At 48.7% G+C, this 18,353-nt stretch carries 13 protein-coding genes; 9 read left to right on the forward strand and 4 right to left on the reverse strand.

Annotation, left to right across the window (positions count from 1 at the left end; translation table 11 throughout):
• Positions 1 to 86: 86 nt before the first annotated feature.
• Both NG833_RS26245 and NG833_RS26250 read left to right on the forward strand, forming a co-directional pair.
• Positions 87 to 1,079: an MATE family efflux transporter gene (locus tag NG833_RS26245; RefSeq protein ID WP_254568236.1), complete on the forward strand. Its 993-nt coding sequence runs from the start codon at positions 87 to 89 to the stop codon at positions 1,077 to 1,079.
• Positions 1,080 to 1,198: 119 nt separating this feature from the next.
• The gene (locus NG833_RS26250) at positions 1,199 to 1,669 is read left to right on the forward strand and encodes a tetratricopeptide repeat protein (protein WP_254568225.1); all 471 of its coding nucleotides are present in this window, start codon (positions 1,199 to 1,201) and stop codon (positions 1,667 to 1,669) included.
• A gap of 247 nt (positions 1,670 to 1,916) precedes the next feature.
• Here NG833_RS26250 and NG833_RS26255 read toward each other — a convergent pair whose 3' ends face one another.
• On the reverse strand, positions 1,917 to 2,117 hold the full coding sequence (locus NG833_RS26255) for a hypothetical protein (RefSeq protein ID WP_254568226.1): 201 nt from the start codon (positions 2,115 to 2,117) through the stop codon (positions 1,917 to 1,919).
• A gap of 550 nt (positions 2,118 to 2,667) precedes the next feature.
• Between NG833_RS26255 and NG833_RS26260 the strand changes: the two genes are divergently transcribed.
• The gene (locus tag NG833_RS26260) at positions 2,668 to 4,401 is read left to right on the forward strand and encodes a glycoside hydrolase family 10 protein (protein WP_254568227.1); all 1,734 of its coding nucleotides are present in this window, start codon (positions 2,668 to 2,670) and stop codon (positions 4,399 to 4,401) included.
• 228 nt (positions 4,402 to 4,629) lie between these two features.
• Here NG833_RS26260 and NG833_RS26265 read toward each other — a convergent pair whose 3' ends face one another.
• Positions 4,630 to 6,078 carry a DUF3370 domain-containing protein gene (locus tag NG833_RS26265; protein WP_254568228.1) on the reverse strand — a complete coding sequence of 483 codons (1,449 nt, stop codon included), beginning with the start codon at positions 6,076 to 6,078 and terminating at the stop codon, positions 4,630 to 4,632.
• A gap of 303 nt (positions 6,079 to 6,381) precedes the next feature.
• Positions 6,382 to 6,738, reverse strand: coding sequence for a hypothetical protein (locus NG833_RS26270; RefSeq protein ID WP_254568229.1), 357 nt, complete (start codon positions 6,736 to 6,738; stop codon positions 6,382 to 6,384).
• A gap of 532 nt (positions 6,739 to 7,270) precedes the next feature.
• On the opposite strand from NG833_RS26270, the gene NG833_RS26275 reads away from it, so the two are divergent.
• From NG833_RS26275 to ftsZ, 3 genes are all read left to right on the forward strand, one after another.
• Entirely contained in the window at positions 7,271 to 7,909 is a 639-nt protein-coding gene (locus tag NG833_RS26275; RefSeq protein WP_254568230.1) for an HAD-IA family hydrolase, read from the forward strand.
• A gap of 425 nt (positions 7,910 to 8,334) precedes the next feature.
• Complete coding sequence (locus NG833_RS26280) at positions 8,335 to 10,854, forward strand: sigma 54-interacting transcriptional regulator (protein WP_254568231.1); 2,520 nt, start codon at positions 8,335 to 8,337, stop codon at positions 10,852 to 10,854.
• Between the two features lie 45 nt (positions 10,855 to 10,899).
• The gene (gene ftsZ, locus NG833_RS26285; protein ID WP_254568237.1) at positions 10,900 to 12,012 is read left to right on the forward strand and encodes a cell division protein FtsZ; all 1,113 of its coding nucleotides are present in this window, start codon (positions 10,900 to 10,902) and stop codon (positions 12,010 to 12,012) included.
• Positions 12,013 to 12,098: 86 nt separating this feature from the next.
• On the opposite strand, the gene NG833_RS26290 is transcribed toward ftsZ, so the two are convergent.
• Positions 12,099 to 12,833, reverse strand: a complete 735-nt coding sequence (locus NG833_RS26290) for a DUF928 domain-containing protein (RefSeq protein ID WP_254568232.1) — start codon at positions 12,831 to 12,833, stop codon at positions 12,099 to 12,101.
• 304 nt (positions 12,834 to 13,137) lie between these two features.
• On the opposite strand from NG833_RS26290, the gene NG833_RS26295 reads away from it, so the two are divergent.
• From NG833_RS26295 to NG833_RS26305, 3 genes are all read left to right on the forward strand, one after another.
• Positions 13,138 to 14,490 carry an efflux RND transporter periplasmic adaptor subunit gene (locus NG833_RS26295; RefSeq protein WP_254568233.1) on the forward strand — a complete coding sequence of 451 codons (1,353 nt, stop codon included), beginning with the start codon at positions 13,138 to 13,140 and terminating at the stop codon, positions 14,488 to 14,490.
• Positions 14,491 to 14,500: 10 nt separating this feature from the next.
• Positions 14,501 to 14,734 (forward strand): hypothetical protein, encoded by a 234-nt coding sequence (locus NG833_RS26300; RefSeq protein ID WP_254568234.1) that lies wholly within the window; start codon positions 14,501 to 14,503, stop codon positions 14,732 to 14,734.
• Between the two features lie 208 nt (positions 14,735 to 14,942).
• Complete coding sequence (locus tag NG833_RS26305) at positions 14,943 to 18,185, forward strand: efflux RND transporter permease subunit (RefSeq protein WP_254568235.1); 3,243 nt, start codon at positions 14,943 to 14,945, stop codon at positions 18,183 to 18,185.
• The last annotated feature ends 168 nt before the right edge of the window (positions 18,186 to 18,353 follow it).

Raw genomic sequence — 18,353 nt, forward strand, 5'->3', positions numbered from 1 at the left:
TTGCGCCCCTACATTGACTTCGTTGAGCATTCACTACGAACGAACGTTTTGGAGATTTTATTTTTTGGAGTTCCCTTAGTGGTCCCCTGCATTGGTGTCTCTATAGCACCCCACAAGTTCAACAAGCGGCTCAAGATTACCTCCAGATTATCTTCCTGGGAATGCCTCTGCAATTGCTCTCCATTGTTGCTGCTGCCGCATTGCAAGCATCGGGGAATACTCAAATCCCCTTTCTCGTGGGACTGATTGCCAATGGGGTCAATATTTTGCTCAACTACTGTCTAATTTTTGGCAATTGGGGTGCACCCGAGTTGGGAATAGCCGGTGCAGCGATCGCCAGTGTCACCGCAATAGCAATTAACACTGTGATTTTAGGGATAATTTTGTATCGGGGGACTGCGCGCTTAAGCTTACGGGCTCGCGGAGGGGAACTGCCAGCCTTGCGGCGATTATTCCGTGTCTCAGTCCCCAGTTTCAACGAACGCCTGTTTCGCAGCTTAGGGTATTTGGGATTTAGTGTCGCGATCGCCACCTTGGGAACCGAGGCAATGGCAGCTTATGAGATTACCTTGGGAATTGAGGAAATCTGCTACTACATCGCCGAAGGATTTGGCATTGCCACAGCGGCGATCATTGCCCAAGAATTGGGGGCCAATCGACCGAATCAAGCCACCACCAGCAGCATCATTGCCACCGGATTAGCCGTTTGCTGTTTGAGTCTGGGTAGCCTGTTATTTTTGGGAATTCCCGGGGTATTGTTGGGGATTTTTTCCAAAGATGCAGCAATTATTGCAGCAGCGGTGCCTTGTTTATATATCGCCGCAGTGGCGCAACCGTTTATGGCGATGAGTATGGCGATCGAGCAAGCACTCCGAGGTGCTGGAAATACGAAAACGGCTTTTTATGTCTCGGCGATCGGCTGGTTTGGGGTACGATTGTTGGCTACCTATACCTTTGCATTTGTGTTGAATTGGGGATTAGTGGGAGTATGGATCGCGTCCACCTGTGATTGGATGATCCGGGCGATGATCCGGGCGATCGTATTTTGGCGCGGCAACTGGCGTGAGGTTCCCGTCTAGGGGAAGCATCCTTGGCGATCGCCGCGATCGATTTCTGGCATTCAAAGCAGGTAACCCGAGGCGGCATAATAGAAATGAGCCTCTGCTCGTCCACCTTCAGTGCTTTGAGCGCAGCTTTTATGGATAGATCCTCAATAGAACCGTTACTGGAAGACCTGAAAAACCCAACGCAGAGAGTGCGCGAGCGAGCCACTCAAGAGCTTTGGCGAATCTGGTTCCACCAAAAAGGCGTCTATGGGTTGGACTTTCTCCAGCGAGCTCAAGTGCTGCTCGATCGCGGGAATTTGAAAGAGGCAGAGGCGGTCCTGACGGAACTGATTGAAGATCAGCCGGATTTTGCCGAAGCCTGGAATCGACGAGCGGTTTTGTATTACAGTACGGGTGATTATTACAAAGCCATAGAGGATTGCCGTGTGGCGATCGAACTCAATCCGGTTCATTTTGGAGCGCTACATGGACTGGGATTGTGTTATGCCACCCTCGGAAAGTACCGAGAAGCGATTCAGGCATTCCAACAAGCCCTCGCTATTCAGCCTTTTGCCCTGATTAATCAACGCTTAATTTTAGAATGCACCGCTCGATTGAGCTAGGGTGATTGGTCATTGGTCATTGGTCCTTTGTCATTGGTCGCTTGAACCCTGAACTTTAAAAAAAACTACACGAAACTCGTGTAGTTAGAACCCAAATATCTCACTAAATTGTTGATTTAAGAAGGAATTTAAAGTTGAATTGATGAGGGAATTTAATGTTTGAATCGAGAGATCAAGAGAGTTAGGGCTTAAATTTTGATTGGTTTTTAGAAAGCATCAGGGGAGCAAAGGTCTAGGGCTGGGTTGATTACTCGGTGATTTTAATCCATCCCCGGCGCACGGCGTGTAGTAGACGGTCGATCGCCGCATAGTCTTCAGAATTGAGGGTATTTTCTAAAAGGGCAACCATCAAACCTTCCCGTTGATTGACCGTTAGGGAACCGGCATTCCAGGCTTGACCGAAAACTTCAGCAATCAGGGAGGTGGAGTAAAGGGTGGGGACTTGCATGGTGAGGTGGGGTTAAAATCTACTCTTTTAATATCTCCTGAAATTCCAGCTTTTACAGCGATCGCAAGGGTGGGTAGCTCGTGATAATCGTCAAAATGGGCGGTGATTTAAAGCCCAGGGCAACTGAGGACCGGATCAGCTCTTGGTTGTGATCTGCATCACCGGAAACTGGAAAGCAGCCCCCGAATGAGGCCCAGTTATCATCCCCCACAGGCCAAAAAGCCGGAAACGGTTTAAGTTTTCAAGGCTGTCAATTCTCTGAAAAGATCTGGATAGACCGACTGCTCTGGCGTATTGCTAATCCAGACGAGAATGCCACCGAACCTGGAGAATCGCGATTTCTAGAGAGAATCACTGGATTCTGTGGGCGATCGCCATACCACCCGGGGAACGGTAAGCAACCCCTGGAACTGCTCCCCAGCCGGTTCGGTCAGCATCTCGACGCCCTCAAAATTTAGAGTAGAACCCGGGATGATGGAATTCCCAATCTACGCTAACGTTATTAAGATTGTTGATGCAACGCGGGGTATCCAGCGGGATAGATTTAAAGATGAAATTGATGCGCTTAGTATTGCGAATTTTCCAGCCCAGACAACCGAAGCGCCGCAGGGGTGCAACAGGCCAGTTATTAACCAACCTGTGGTCCCTATATCAGCGCATCGTGCGGACTTTTTTCACGGGAAATCCACTCAAAATTCAGTTTGCAGTCTGGGGTTGTTTACTCTTGTTATTGCTCAACGTTCCACCGGGGACCGCGCAGTATCCGCGCCCGGTGATGCCGCCTGCGGTTGCCCCCCCCACGGCAGTCCCTGCACCCATCAACAACCCTGGCGTTGAGCAGAACTCCCCTGAAATGACCCAACTTCCATTTCCACTCCAAGCTGATAATCAGGTGCAAAAACTCGTCAGCGTCGGCCATCAGCGAGAATTTCGCGGGGCCTGGGTGGCATCGGTGGCTAACATTGATTGGCCCTCCGCCAACACCCTGTCCGTAGAGCAGCAAAAAGCGGAACTGGTGCAAATCCTGGACCAGATGCAATCTTTAAATTTGAATGCTCTGGTCCTGCAAATTCGCCCCAATGGAGATGCCTTTTATGCGTCGCAAATTGAGCCTTGGAGTGGATGGCTGACCGGAACCCAGGGACAAGCGCCCCAACCTTTTTATGACCCCCTGGAGTTTGCGATCGCCGAAAGTCACAAGCGCAATATCGAGCTTCATGCTTGGTTTAACCCTTACCGCGCTAAAATGCCCGGAGAAAAATATGCCCTGACTGCCAACCATATGGCCTCCATGTTTCCCCAATATGCCTATCAATATGGGGATTTACTCTGGATGGACCCCGGGGCTAAAGAGGTCCAAGACCGGGCTTATAACGTGATTATGGATGTGGTCCGTCGCTATGATGTCGATGGCATTCATATTGATGACTATTTCTACCCCTATCCCCAAGAAGGGGTGCGCTTCCCCGATAATGCGACCTATGCCGCCTATCAAAGCAGCGGCGGAACCCTTGGACTGGCCGATTGGCGCAGAAAAAACGTCAATGATGCGATCGAACGGATTTGGAACGGCATCAAAACCGAAAAACCCTACGTTAAATTTGGGATTAGCCCCTTTGGAATTTATCGTCCTGGAAAAGCCCAGGGAATTGTCGGATTTGACCAATTTGATGGACTCTATGCCGATGTCAAAAAATGGCTCGATGAAGGATGGTTAGATTATTTGGCCCCTCAACTCTATTGGCGGATTGACCCACCCCAACAAAGCTATCCCGTCTTATTAGACTGGTGGAGTCAAAATAATCCCCTGCGTCGTCATATTTACGCCGGAAACTATCTGAGCAAACTCGATGGCAGTGGTTGGCCGATTTCTGAGTTTGAACGGCAGGTAGAAATTTCTCGCCAAGAAGTAGATAAACTGTCCCTAGGCAATATTTTCTTTAGCATGAAAGTGTTTAATGAAAATTGGTTAGGAATCAACGAGCGTTTTAGAGCAGCGGTCTATCCCTCTCAGGCCCTGCCTCCCACGATGCCTTGGTTAGATGCAGTTCCACCGGCAGCGCCAACGGGTGTCTTTGCGGGTGAGAATGCGATCGCCTGGAATTCGGGGAACAATGATGTTCGCTACTGGACCGTTTATCGTCTCAACAGCAATCAATGGCAACTGGTCAAAGTGCTGAATTCCGGTAGCAATTCCATCACCGGATTACAACCGGGAAGTTATGCGGTTTGTAGTGTAGACCGCATGGCCAATGAAAGCCCTGGCGTTGTCGTTTCTTTGTAACTTAAAATTGGATTAAATTAGCCCCCCACCCTGAAAGGTGGGACTAATCGTTCGTAGTAACGACTGAAGTCGTTAAAAAAAAGCCCGCTCAAGTGGGCTTTTTTTATGGTTCGTAGTAACGACTTCAGTCGTTTCTTTAATACTGCCGTAAAATTAGGCAGTAAAATTGTTCTCTTAAATCAAAGAAGACCCCCTTTAATGGTAGTATTTACAGCTAAAATTTTCAACTTATTCTAATGTCCTCACAGTCAAGACTTGAGGCGGCACTGAATCCGGAGGATAGAGAAAATCAACCTGGACCGATCGCACCTCATTCGGGGCTAAATTCAAAGTTACTAATGGGTCAAGAAGCTGTCCCCGACGATGCCATAAATGCAGGTAACGGGTGATGTTTTCTCCATTATCATCGGTGTACCGTAAGCGCACCGTTGAGCGGAAAAAGGGATAATCCCAAGGAGGTTGACGAAAGATTAATCCGCCTTTGGATAAGCGTTCCTCTTTCATCGGGGTTTCCAGGGTAACTGCTACCTGTTGCAGGCGATCGCTCTCGTTTCGCAAAGGTAAAGTTAAATCATAATGCACGCCATAGTTCGCATGGGATTCGTATGCCGTATCCGGATACCGAACTAACAGTTTTGCTGCTTGACTTTGACCTGTTCCTAATGTCCCAGCGCGTAAGGTACTAATCACATAAGAAACGGCTTTTTCTGGTTCAGGAAGTGCTAAATACTCACTCCCTTGATCCACTAAATTTGCCTCCCATTTTGACCCTTCCTGAACTCCGGCGACCCGACTATAAATCAGTTGGCCGCTAACTTGTTCCGGGGGACTGGGGGTTTTATCTCGGGGTAATGCTAGATTTCCAGCCGTTAAAAGTTGCTGCCATTCTTCTAAATTGGGTGCGCGTTCGCTGCCATTGGCATCCGTCTTAGCATAGAGGGCTAAGGAAGCTAAATACACCGGACCATTACTCTGTAATCGCAGAAAGGTAGAACGACCATTAATCGGTTTTTCTAAGCCTTTGACGGGAATCGGATGATTCATTAACATCCGATTTTCTCCTGGGGGAATGACTAAGGTTTCCGGTAAATCTGCTTGTCTGATTCCCCGCAATACATTATCGACGGCGCGAATTCCCGGTCCTGAATAAATCTCCCCATTGGGATTTTCACTCATGGCGGGTTTTTCCTTGAAAGGAGCATCAGGTTCTAATAAATAACTTGCGCCTTCTGGGACGGTTATTGTAACAGGTTCCGGGCCGGGATTGTTGACTAGAATTCCGATATAGAGGGTTTGTAAATTGGGGGGAGTATGGGTAAAATGGTGAGCAAATAGTTCAAATTTGTCGTTAAAGGCAAAGTTGAGATGGGCGGCAGGGACTTGTTTGCCTTCTGGGGGGAAGGTGGAGAGTAAAATGCCTTCAACTTTGACCCATTCGGGGCTGTTACTATTAAACATGGGGACTGTATCTAATCCACCGGGAAGTGATCGCACCACGTTGGATTGCACAATTTCTTGAGGGGATGCCGCTTGGGCGGAGTTGGGGGGTTTGCCATCGGGAATTCCCGCATCAATTCCCGGTTGATTGGGTTCAACCTTCGTAACACAGCCGCCTGTAAATAGCACTAACAGCCCACCGAAAACTATAGCACTCAACCGACTGACCGAAGTCTGCATAAAATTTGATGCTTAGTATTAGTTTTTCTATTATAGAGTATTAAAAAAATAAACTTCGTTTGATCGTGAAGCAATTGTAGGGTGGGCATTGCCCACCCTACTCTGACCGAAGTCTGTATAAAATTTTACGCTTAGTATTAGTCTTTCTATTATAGAGTATTAAAAAAAATTTGTTCGATCATGAAGAAGGTTACACCAATGACATTTAACGATGCAGTTTTATGTAACCGGGTTGACTCCTCAAAACTTATGGGGAATCCAAATCGATGGATTAGTTTCAAGGAGAACCCGGTTGGACTGGTATTAGCGGACTAAGGTGACTTCTTTTTCTTCCACAACCGATGCCTGGGGTTCAGCAACTTCCGTGGGGAAAACCTCTGAGGCGGGAATCAACTCATCCGTTGAGGAAAATTCGGGATGTTCGGGACTGCGATCGCCTGCCAGACGACGGATTGCCAAAATACTAGCACCGGCTGCCAATACTGCCCCGCCTAGAAAAGCGGCTTTCGTCGTTCCTGTAGGATTGGAGAGGTTTTGAGTCGATTGACCCAATCCTTTAGCGAAGGGACAGCCCAATGCCTGTGCCTCAGCGGTGATTAAAATTCCAGTGGCAATAGCTGCAGTCGAAAGAATTCCGGCTAAAACGTGCTTGGGTTTCATCAGCAATTTTTTAAAAGAAATGACAACGCTTTTCCCTATTATGTACAAAATTTTTAAAATGGCAAGGGTTGTCAGGGAACCCTCAATTTCTGAAGGTTACACAGCGGACTAACTCCGGTTCTAAGGGGCAGGGGGTGACCCCCAATTGAGTGTCCGAAGGCAGAAGTACCGAGATTGAACTCCTGAAGTCTTGATCGGCATCTGTCTTTCGGTTGATTTTGGGACAAGTTTTCCCGATTGTTAGTTGGGGACATTATCTAACGTAAAATTAAAATGAAGGGAGAAAGCCGGCTAGTGTTCGATGCCCGTTGCAATGCCACCCCCGATGATTTTCTTCTGTAGGGGTAGTGAGTGTTTCGGAATGGGAGAGACAAGGGTTGAATCTTTCCGGTTGGAGTCCGGGCAACTTAGGAGATGAACCAGTCAAGATTCAGAATTTTTCATGGGTTAAGTCGCCCTCTGTGACCCGAGGGGAGGGTCTTTCCGGGTCAATTGGGGGATGTAGATTGTATAAAGATGATAGAGGAAATCGATGACGGTTAGAATAATTTTGTTTGATTTTGATGGAACGATTGCGGATACCCTAGATTCTATTGTAAAAATTACCAATCGATTGGCTGGAGAATTTGGATATAAAAAACCCACCCTAGAAGAGGTCGAATATATGAGAAACATGAATTCAATGCAAATTATTAAAACCTCGGGAATTCCTATTTTTAAAGTACCCTTTTTATTGCAAATGGTAAAACTTGAATTAAATCATGAAATTCAAAACTTAAAGCCTATACCAGGCATTGTAGAAGCTTTGGAGCTTTTAAATAGTAAAGAGCATCAACTGGGAATTGTTACTTCTAACTCCCTAGAAAATGTCAAAGGATTTTTGGAGAGAAATGATATGACCAAACTTTTTAAGTTTATTCATGCAGGCTCTACGTTGTTTGGGAAAAACAAAGCTATTAAAAGATTTTTAAAAAAAGAAGGTGTTTCCTCGGAAGAAGTGATTTATGTGGGAGATGAAACCCGAGATATAGAAGCTGCAAAAAAAGTTAAAATTAAAGTAATCGCCGTGAGTTGGGGATTTAATTCTAAAGCCGTTTTAGCTAAACATAACCCAGATTTAGCCATTGACAAACCCCAGGACTTGATGGCGGCGATCGCCAGCTTACAGTAATCCAGCAGTCCTCTATTATTGAGAGAATTATAGGGTACTTTTTTAAAAATCAAATTAGGGGTCAATCCTCAACTCAAAACGACCCCCATGATTTAGACTAGAGATCAAGGTATTTTACCTCAGTCTGTAACCCCATCCTAAAATGCGAGTTTAGTAGCGAGAAGACAAACCGGCTTGTTCTATAAAATTCCCGCAAAGAAAGCCACCATTAGACTAGGCTGTTCAAGAATGAACCGATGTGCGGGGGAGATTGATGCCAGATAGGTCATCCCCACTCCACCCATTGATAACCCGAAAATTGGCAGTTTATTGAAGTTAAATTGCTCAAGACTTAAGAAACTTCCCCCATCAATAGAGATAAAAATCTGTAGGGAGTAGGGAAGGGACTAAAATCAAACAATATGGTGCACAAATCAAGAGTGATTATGGCAAAAATTAATCTAGTAACTTGGTTGCAGGAACGAACGGCATTGAGTCGTTTATCCGAATCCGTTTTAACAGCGATCGCCGAGGTCATCCAAGAACAAATCTTACCGGCAAACCAGGCGATCGCCGAACCCGGAAAAACTCCCAACGGATTCTACATCCTCCGAGAAGGAACGTTACAGACTTCCCTCAAAACTCCCCCCCGTTCCCCAGATGAATTCAATCCCGGTTGTACGATTAACCTCCGAGAATTACTGTTAGACCAACCCCCAGAACAGACGATTTCCACCGTCACCGAATCTAAACTCTGGTTTGTCCCAGGGGAACGAGTTCAAGAGTTAGTTCAGCAATACCCAGAAATTACCCAAACCCTGACCCGACAACTCGCCCAAGAACTGGCCGAAGTGTCAAATGCGTTAACGTATGAACAACAACGACAAGATGATTTACGCCCCTATTTAGTCACCAAAGCAAAACGGGGAATTGTCGGGAGAAGTCGCTATGCCAAACGTCTGAGACAGCAGATTAGAGAGGCGGGTTCTGACAGGCGATCGGTCTATATTTTCGGAGAACCGGGATTAGAAAAAGATAATATTGCCGCCCTGATTCACTACGGTTCCCCTCACCGTCGGGAATCCATTGTCAAAATCGACTGTGGGATTCTCCAAAAAGGGGGGGCAGAACTGTTTGGACGGGCGGGAGGGAAACCGGGAATCCTCGAATGGTTGGGGGAAGGAACCCTGGTTTTAAACAACATTGATGAACTGCCGGAGGAACTGGTGGAGGCGATCGCCACCCTGTTAAAAACCTCAACCTATACCCCCGTCACCCGAGAAGGAGAGACTCCCGCCACCCCTAAATCCACCCCGGCCAAAATTCTAGCCATCTCAGAGAAACATCTTCCGGCGATCGCCCCGAATCTGGACGAAACCCTCAAAGTGCCTCCCCTGCGCGTCCGAAAAGCCGACATTGCCGCTCAAGTTGATTATTATATTAGCTTGTACTGTCGCGCCAAAGGGCTGACCAGACCTAAACTCACCCCCGAAGCCCTCCGTCGTCTGCAATCTTATGATTTTCCCGGCAATATTCGGGAATTGCAAAACTTAGTAGAACGGGCGATCGTCCAGTCAGATTGCGCCCGAGAATTAACCGAAGAAATTTTCTGGGCCGCCCAAGGGAAGAAAAAGCGATTTCGGTTCAATTTACTCAATGCTTATCCTAAATTGCGCCATTTTCTACGCAGTCCTTGGTGGCCCGATCGCATTAATTACGGCTTTACCGTCGTTGCCTTTGCCCTAGTCGTTGCCATCTTATTTCTCGGTCCCCAAACCCGCGATCAAAACTTTGCCCTCAACTTCTTTTGGGCCTGGTGGTGGCCGTTAATCTTATTCGCCTTTCCCTTTGTTGGTCGCTTGTGGTGTGCAGTTTGTCCCTTTATGATTTATGGAGAAATCACCCAAAAAATCTCCGAAAAATTATTAAAACACAACCTCAAACCCTGGCCCCGACAGCAAGCAGAACAATGGGGCGGCTGGTTTTTGTTTGGCTTATTTACCCTAATTTTCCTCTGGGAAGAACTCTGGGATTTAGAAAATACCGCCTATCTCTCCGCCTGGTTACTCCTCTTAATCACCGCCGGGGCAATGATTTGTTCCGCCATCTTTGAACGGAGGTTTTGGTGTCGATATCTCTGTCCCATTGGCGGCATGAATGGACTGTTTGCCAAACTTTCCATGACCGAACTCAGAGCACAACAGGGAACCTGTTCCGCCGAATGCACCACCTATCAATGTTATAAAGGCGGTCCCCAAAAAGGGGAAGGACTGGAAACCAATGGCTGTCCTCTCTATTCTCATCCCGCCCAATTAGAAGATAACCGGGATTGTGTCTTATGCATGACCTGTTTAAAAGCCTGTCCCCATCGGTCCGTTGAATTCAACTTACGACCGCCGGGAATTGATTTGTGGACCACTCATCAACCCCGTAGCTATGAAGTCGCCTTGTTGCTGTTACTTTTAGGGGGAATCTTTCTGCATCGGTTACCCGAAATTAATGCAGTCCTCGGATTAGGCATTGATTTAAGCCAATTTTGGCCCCATTTGGGATTGTCCCTGGCGGCATTAGGGGTTCCTGCGGCAGTTGTATTAGTCGCCGGGGCAGTCATTGCCCAACTGAATCGCACCTTCAAATCCAAACCCTTTGTCCAATTAGCCTATGGATATTTGCCCTTAGTTTTAGGGGGAAGTTTAGCCCATTATTTGCGCTTGGGATTGGGAGAAGCGGGACGAATTTTACCCGTCACCTTTGCCACCTTTGGGCTGAGTGGGGAAGGGTTGCCGGTGTGGATTGCCCATCCTGCGGTGATTGCGTTTTTGCAAGGAACCTCTCTGATTGCTGGGGTGGGGTTCAGCATTCTGTTAACCCAAAAAATTGCCAAAGAGTCCCTGCGATCGCTGCTACCCCAACATTTAGCCACCCTCGGATTAGCTTTGGGGATGTGGGTTATTATCGTTGGGTAAAAAAGATGGAGATGCGTTCGCACCCCCCTCTAGAATTAGAATCAAATCAGGAGTAACGAGATCGTGCTCGATAGTCTCATTAAAATTACCGTAATCGGCGTCGGGGGTGGCGGGTGTAATGCCATCAACCGGATGATTGCCAGCGATCTGTCTGGGGTAGAATTTGTCGGGATCAACACCGATGCTAGAGCTTTAGCCCAATGCCGTGCCGATCGCCGCATTCAAATCGGGCAGAAACTCACTCAAGGTTTGGGGACCGGGGGAAATCCCATCATCGGACAAAAAGCGGCAGAAGATGCCAGAAGTCAAATTGCCGCAGCGATGGAAGGGAGTGATTTAGTCTTTATTACCGCAGGCATGGGCGGGGGGACCGGCACTGGGGCCACTCCGATTGTCGCGGAAATTGCTAAACAACAAGGGGCACTCACCATTGGGGTCTTGACTCGTCCCTTTGTCTTCGAGGGGAAACGGCGCAGTCATCTTGCCGATGAGGCGATTACGGCATTACAGAGTCGCTTGGATACAGCGATCGCCGTTCCCAATGAGAAATTGTTGTCCGTGATTTCTGACAATATGCCGGTTCAGGATGCCTTTAGCGTCGCCGATGATATTTTGCGCCAGGGGGTACAGGGGATTTCCGATTTAATTGTGATTCCCGGGGTGGTGAATGTGGATTTTGCCGACGTGCGATCGGTGATGAGTCGCGCTGGAACTGCTTTACTCGGCATCGGAATTGGGGAAGGACAATCGCGCGCTAGACAAGCGGCACTTTCAGCGATGTCTTCTCCCTTTTTAGATTCTTCCATTAACGGTGCCAAAGGGGTGGTATTTAACATTACCTGCGGCATGGACCTCACCTTACATGAAGTAAATATGGCAGCGGAAGAAGTCTATAACGTGGTGGATCCGGATGCGAATATTATTTTTGGGGCCGTGATTGACGATCGCCTGCATGGAGAGATGAGAATGACCTTAATTGCCACCGGATTTTCCAATGAACCCCAGGTTTCTCTCCCTCAAACCCGGGTAGTCCCCACGCCTCCTCCTCAATCGCGGGTTGCCAAACCGCCGAGTCCCCCCCCTCAACCGGAAACCCCGCCTCAAAGTTGGCCCGGATTGGACCTGCCTGATTTTTTCCCCCCGAGGCGGTCTAGGTAGTTGGTCGTTGGTCATTTGTCCTTAGTCCTTAGTCATTGGTGATTGGCCAAATGACAAATGACCAAGGACAAATGACCAATCCTGACTTAAAAGCGCAAAAACATTTCCGATTCCAAGGCATCCAATGCTTCTAATCCCATCAATTGCAATAGAGTTTCCCATTCTTGTTGATTAGAACCATCCTCTAGGGGAAGTTGACTGACATTAGCTAAACTGCTGAAGGCATCCATCCACAATCCTGCTTCAGCATAAATTTGGGGATGACTGCTGGGAGAGGCATTTTGTAACTGAGTCGCCAGATTCCTGGATAGGGGGAGGCGCTCAACTGTCCCGGTTAAGGTTAGATTCTGGGATGGAGAGAGGGGATTACAAATAATTGAAAATGACCAGGCATAGATTTTTTGAATTTCTAAGGGTTCTAGGTTGATAAAACCGGGGAGTTCCAGGCGAATTATCCCGGGATTTCCAGTTATGGCAAATCGGAGTTTATAAAGGATTTGATTACTGTCATTGGACAAGACCAATTCAGCAGTTTGGGCTGAGGTTTCCGGAAGGTAAAAGAAAAAAGAGGGAAGTCCTTGGACCGTTGAAATTTCACTCTGATTGGGGGGTAGTAATGCCATGACAGAGGCATCCGTTGTCGCCCCCGGGTTACAGGCATTCGTTTCTTCTACTCGGGGATTTTGAGTCATCTGGGAAGGGGGAATCCATCCACTCCGTTCCGTGGCGATCGCCCTGTTGGGCAATTGAGAAGCCCCCAAGATTAAAAACGACACCAGATAACTCACCCCGATCAGTCTGTAAAGCGGTGTCTGCAACATAGTGGTTCTTTAAGAAAAGCGCTACAAAAACGGTAGATGGATTGATTCTCAGCCCTCGGTCGGATGACATGGATTTGCAGCCCAGGTCAAACTGGAACGAATTTTCGTGAATAATATTGGAGTCCTCCTGATATTGTAGCAACGGATAACGGTTGGGGATTGAACCGTTTTTCAGCGAACCTAGTCAAAATTATAAGGAGTCCGGCATTTTTGTCGAAAGGGCAGATTTTTATCCCTCTTCTGCATCCTTAAGATATTGAAATTAACTTCGGCTTAAACAACTACGGTCTGCTAACCGATCATTATGCGGTCTCAATCTCCCCCATCTATTCGTCAAGGGTCCCAGCAGCAGTGGGATAGTTCAATTCAGCGCAACCCAGGGAACCGATCGCCCTGGCAGTCTTTCAAAACCGGGCGGCTATTGTTCTGCATGGTCATCGCCGTGGGATTAGTCGGCTGTCCCAGCATTTTTAACCGCGAGGCGGAAGGTCAACCCGCCACCCCGGGTGGGTCCAGAGAACGACAGCGCGGACCCAGTTCTCCCAGTGTCGAGGTGGCCCTCGCTCGCACAGATACTTTACGCGAACCCTTGGTTTATAGCGGCAATACAGAACCGTTTCGAGAGGTTTCTGTGCGCGCCCAAACCGAAGGACGCTTACTCGATATGACCGTAGACCTAGGCGATCGCGTTGAACAAGGCGAAATCCTCGCCCAACTCGATGGCACCTTGTTAGAAATCTCCCTCTCAGAAGCCGAAGCCGAATTAGCCGCCCGGGAATCCGATGTGGTCCGCGCCCGCAATGAGGTCAGAAATGCCCAAGTCCAGTTGGATCAAGCCCTGGTAGAACTCCAACAAGCTCAAAAAGATGCAGAACGGTTCCTCAATTTAGCGGCTGAAGGGGCCGTTTCTCGTCAACAGGGAGAACTGGCGGAAACCGAAGCCCAAGTGGCGGCGCAAACCGTGCGATCGGCCCGAGAACAGATTCTAATTGAACAAGAATCCGTGAGTAGTGCCGAACAACGGGTAAAGGCCCAACGGTCTGTAGTCGCCCAAGCCCGAGAACGTCGGTCATACAGCTTTTTGCGGTCCCCGATTACCGGCGTGGTGCTCGATCGCCTGACGGAACCCGGAAACCTCGTGCAACCGGGGGGCGATGTCTTAAAACTGGGCGATTTTAGTCAGGTGAAGGCGATCGTTCCCGTGGCCGAACTCGCCTTAGCTCAAATTCGCGTCGGACAACCCGTTACGGTCAGTTTAGATGCCTTGGGCGGGGAAATCGTAGAGGGTCGAGTCAGTCGCATTTCTCCAGTCTCCAATGTAGAAACGCGCCAAATTCCCGTAGAAGTGACCATTCCGAACCCCGATGGTCGGATTGGGAGTGGGTTGCTGGTTCGGGTCACCTTTGACACCCAAACCACGGAACGAGTCGTGATTCCAGAAAACGCCTTGCAAGGGGAAGAGGAAAATACCGTCTTTGTACTTCAGGAGGGAGAGGGGACCCCTACCGTAGAAGCGCGAATCGTCCAAATTGGGGAACGCTTGAATAATCAAGTGGAAATTCTCTCAGGACTTTCCCCAGGGGAACGCTATGTGATTCGTAGCAGTCGCCCCCTGACAAGCGGGGATGAGGTGCGCTTGAGTGCCTTGTCAGAATAATAAATTGGGTGTGAGCAAAAAACCACACCCTCAAGGGTGGGGCTATACGGACGAAGCCCGCCTGCGCGGGCTAACCCATAAAATCGACTTGAGACAACCGGATTTGGTATTACCGGAATCCTGTTGTGATAGCAAAAACCCACACCCTAAAGGGTGGGGCTATACGGACGAAGCCCGCCTGCGCGGGCTAACCCATAAAATCGACTTGAAACAACCGGATTTGGTATTAAAGGAAATTTATTAAACTGCCAGTCCTGGCAGTTTGCTCTTTTCAAAGTCCCTCTCCTCTTAGGAGAGGGATTTAGGGAGAGGTTCCTAATGCTAGGGAATTGAGCCGATCGCCTGAAAGAAATCTGCCACCCTTGATTCATCTTACTTGTCATTTGTCATTTGTCATTTGTCCGTGAATCCCTCCCCCACGGGCCAACTGTTCACCGTTAGAACCCGAATATATGAATGGATTCAGCATCAGTGCAACCGCAATTCGCCAGCATATTGGCACCTTGGCCCTCGCCACCACGGCGATCGTCCTGGGGGTGTTCTTCCTCACCTCGATTCAAGTGGATCTGCTTCCCGCGATTACCTATCCTCGGATTGGACTGCGCCTGAATTCCCCGGGAATCTCCCCGGAAGTCGCCATTGAAGAGATTACCAAACCCTTAGAACAAGCCCTGAGTACCACGGAAGGGGTGGTTCAGGTTTACTCCCAAACCCGGGAAGGTCGAGTCAGTGTCGATTTATTCTTTGAACCCGGGGGGGATGTGGACCTCGCCCTGAATGAGGCAACTGCTGCCTTTAACCGCGCCCAAGGACGTCTCCCGGATACGGTGGACTCCCCGCGATTGTTTAAGGTAGACCCTTCTCAGTCTCCGGTTTATGAGTTTGCATTGCAGTCCCCGTCCCTACAAGATGTGGAGTTGCGGGTGTTTGCCGATGAGGAGTTAGCCCGAGAGTTAGGAGTGGTTCCCGGTGTGGCGTCAGTAGAAGTCTCCGGGGGAATCACGGAAGAGATTCAAGTACGCATTGACCCGGTGCGATTACAATCTTATGGACTGGGGTTAACCCAGGTTTTGAATGAGTTGCGCGATCGCAATATTGATGTGGCCGGGGGTCGCTTATCGGGGGGGAGTGAAGAACCCCTAACTCGCGCCCGGGGACAATTTGAATCTGCTGATGAAATTGCCAATCTCTCGTTTGAAATTCCCAATCAAGGCCGAGTCTATCTCCGGGACTTTGCGGATATCATCGATGGTACTGCTGAACGGCTAGTATTGGTCACTCTGAATGGCGAACCGGCGGTGAAAGTGAGCATTCAAAAACAAGGGGATGCGAATACGATTACGGCAGTAGAGGGGGTCAAACAGCGACTCGAACAGTTGCGTCAGTCCGGGTTAATTCCCCCGGATATGGAAATTTATCCGACTTTAGATGAGTCGGTTTTTATTAGAAATTCCATTACTAATGTGGCAGTGGCCGGGTTTACGGGTGCAGGACTCGCCGCCCTGGCGGTGTTACTGTTTTTGGGTTCGATTCGCCAAACGGTGATTATTGTCCTAGCCATTCCCTTGGCAACCCTGAGTTCTATTGCTTTAATGCAAGTTTTTGGGCTTTCCCTGAATGTGTTTAGTTTAGGAGGATTGGCCCTGGGGGTGGGGATTGTGGTTGATAATGCGATCGTGATGTTGGAAACCATCGCCGAAGGGGTGGGGATGACCCCGGGAAAAAGTCAGCAGAAGAAACGGCTAACCTCCTCCAAGGCGCTCGCCCAATCGGAAGCCAGCAGTCGGTCTATTGAGTCCGCCTTACTCGCCTCCACCACCACAAACTTAGTCTCAGTCTTACCTTTCTTACTGATTGGTGGCCTATTTTCGCTCCTTTTTAGCGAACTCATTTTAACCATTAGTTTTGCCGTTGCTTCCTCCTTACTGATTGCCTTAACTGTCGTTCCGATGTTGACCTCCCGCTTATTAGCCATTCCCTATACCAGCGGATTAAGTCAATTTTTTCTAATCCGGTTATTTAATGCGGGATTCAATGGATTTAGTCGCCTTTATCAATGGATTTTAAAACTGGTTTTACGCCTGCGATTAGTTGTTATAGCCCTGGCTATCATCGTTTTAGGCGGCGGGAGTTTTTGGTTAGCTGGAGGACTTCCCCAGGAAATTTTACCTCGAATTAATACAGGACAAGCTCGCTTATTTGCCCAGTTTCCTCCGAATACAACTGTTGCTCAAAACCGGCAAATCATGGCCAAGGTTGATGAAATTTTACTGAATCAACCGGAAACCCTGAATGCCTTTACCACTGCTGGCGGCTTTCTTTTTGGCACCAGTGTTTCTCCGAATCCTCTCCGAGGTTCGAGTACCATTGCCTTAAAACCGGGTACAGATATTGACGCTTTTATTACCCGCGTTAATCAGGAATTTGGAAAGCTCAATCTCGTGGATGCTCGCCTGCGAATGAGTCCCGAAAGTGTCCGGGGGATTATTCTGACAAATTCCCCAGTTCGCGCTGAGTTGGATGTGACGTTACAAGGGACCGATGTTCGGGCGTTGGAACAAGTGGGAGAAGAAGTCCTGGCGGCATTAGATGAACAAGTCACTTTGGCAAGTTTTCGTCCCGATGCCGACCCCCCACAAACGGAGTTACAAATTCGCCCAGATTGGGTGCGGGCCGCCGAATATGGGTTGTCGGTGAATGATATTGGATCGGCGATTCAAACGGCGATTCAAGGGGCCGTTCCCACTCAACTCCAACGGGGCGATCGCCTGGTTGATATTCGCGTGACCTTACCGAATAATGTAGTCCAACGGGTCACTCAGTTAGAACAATTACCCCTATTAGTAGGCAATTCTCGGTCAATTCGCTTGCAGGATGTGGCAACGGTAGAACGGGGACAAGCACCGGGAGAAATTCAACGAATTAATCAGCGTCAGGTGTATATTATTGCCGGTTCTTTGACCGAAGGTGCAACCCTGGGACAGGCAAATGACCAGATTGCAGAAGTCCTGGCGGGCATCGATTTTCCCCCGGGAGTGAGTGTGGTTCCTTCTTCTTCCGCGCAAACAAATCAAGAGTTACAAAACTCCCTGAAACTGTTAGGCGGATTAGCAGCCTTTTTGGTGTTTGTGGTGATGGCGGTTCAGTACAATTCCCTCGTTGACCCCTTGGTGATTATGTTAACGGTTCCCTTAGCCTTAGCCGGGGGAATTGTCGGACTTTATGTCACGGAAACTCCGGTGGGGGCGACGGTATTAGTCGGGGCGGTGCTGTTAGTGGGAATTGTGGTGAATAATGCCATTATTATGGTGGAATTTGCCAACCAAATTTATAAAGAAGACGGGATTAACCGCAGGCAAGCCATGTTGAAAGCGGCACCCCAACGCTTGCGTCCGATTTTGATGACCACGATTACGACGGTGTTGGGAATGTTGCCTCTGGCGTTAGGGGTTGGGGAAGGGTCCGAGTTTTTACAACCCTTGGGGGTGGTGGTATTCTCGGGGTTATCCTTAGCGACGTTTCTAACTTTGTTTATTATTCCCTGTTTTTATACGTTGCTCCATGATATCTTCGGGGGCAGACGTCCGCCTTTAAGTCCGGATCAACTGGAAACGGTGTTCCAGGATTCGCCAGATTTGGACAATGTAGCCTCTGCGTCTGGGGTGGAATGGCGATCGCCTGAACCGGAGATGTAAGCAAAAACCCGCACCCTCAAGGGTGGGTCTACAGGGACAAAGCCTGCCTTCGCAGGCTAAGGGAACTCCAAACAATCAAATATCCAAAACGTTCGTTCATAGTGACTAACGGAATAGCCCCGTCAATGTAGGGGCGCAATGCTTGCGCCCTGGGGCGCAAGCATTGCG

The sequence above is a fragment of the Oscillatoria sp. HE19RPO genome, assembly GCF_024220515.1.
Taxonomy (GTDB): Bacteria; Cyanobacteriota; Cyanobacteriia; order Cyanobacteriales; family Laspinemataceae; genus Laspinema.

Excerpts from the sequence above, each read along its gene's own strand:
- NG833_RS26250 (WP_254568225.1), top strand. The coding sequence starts at position 1,199 with ATGGATAGATCCTCAATAGAACCGTTACTGGAAGACCTGAAAAACCCA.
- NG833_RS26255 (WP_254568226.1), bottom strand. The coding sequence starts at position 2,117 with ATGCAAGTCCCCACCCTTTACTCCACCTCCCTGATTGCTGAAGTTTTC.
- NG833_RS26260 (WP_254568227.1), top strand. The coding sequence starts at position 2,668 with ATGAAATTGATGCGCTTAGTATTGCGAATTTTCCAGCCCAGACAACCG.
- NG833_RS26265 (WP_254568228.1), bottom strand. The coding sequence starts at position 6,078 with ATGCAGACTTCGGTCAGTCGGTTGAGTGCTATAGTTTTCGGTGGGCTG.
- NG833_RS26270 (WP_254568229.1), bottom strand. The coding sequence starts at position 6,738 with ATGAAACCCAAGCACGTTTTAGCCGGAATTCTTTCGACTGCAGCTATT.
- NG833_RS26275 (WP_254568230.1), top strand. The coding sequence starts at position 7,271 with ATGACGGTTAGAATAATTTTGTTTGATTTTGATGGAACGATTGCGGAT.
- NG833_RS26280 (WP_254568231.1), top strand. The coding sequence starts at position 8,335 with ATGGCAAAAATTAATCTAGTAACTTGGTTGCAGGAACGAACGGCATTG.
- NG833_RS26290 (WP_254568232.1), bottom strand. The coding sequence starts at position 12,833 with ATGTTGCAGACACCGCTTTACAGACTGATCGGGGTGAGTTATCTGGTG.
- NG833_RS26295 (WP_254568233.1), top strand. The coding sequence starts at position 13,138 with ATGCGGTCTCAATCTCCCCCATCTATTCGTCAAGGGTCCCAGCAGCAG.
- NG833_RS26305 (WP_254568235.1), top strand. The coding sequence starts at position 14,943 with ATGAATGGATTCAGCATCAGTGCAACCGCAATTCGCCAGCATATTGGC.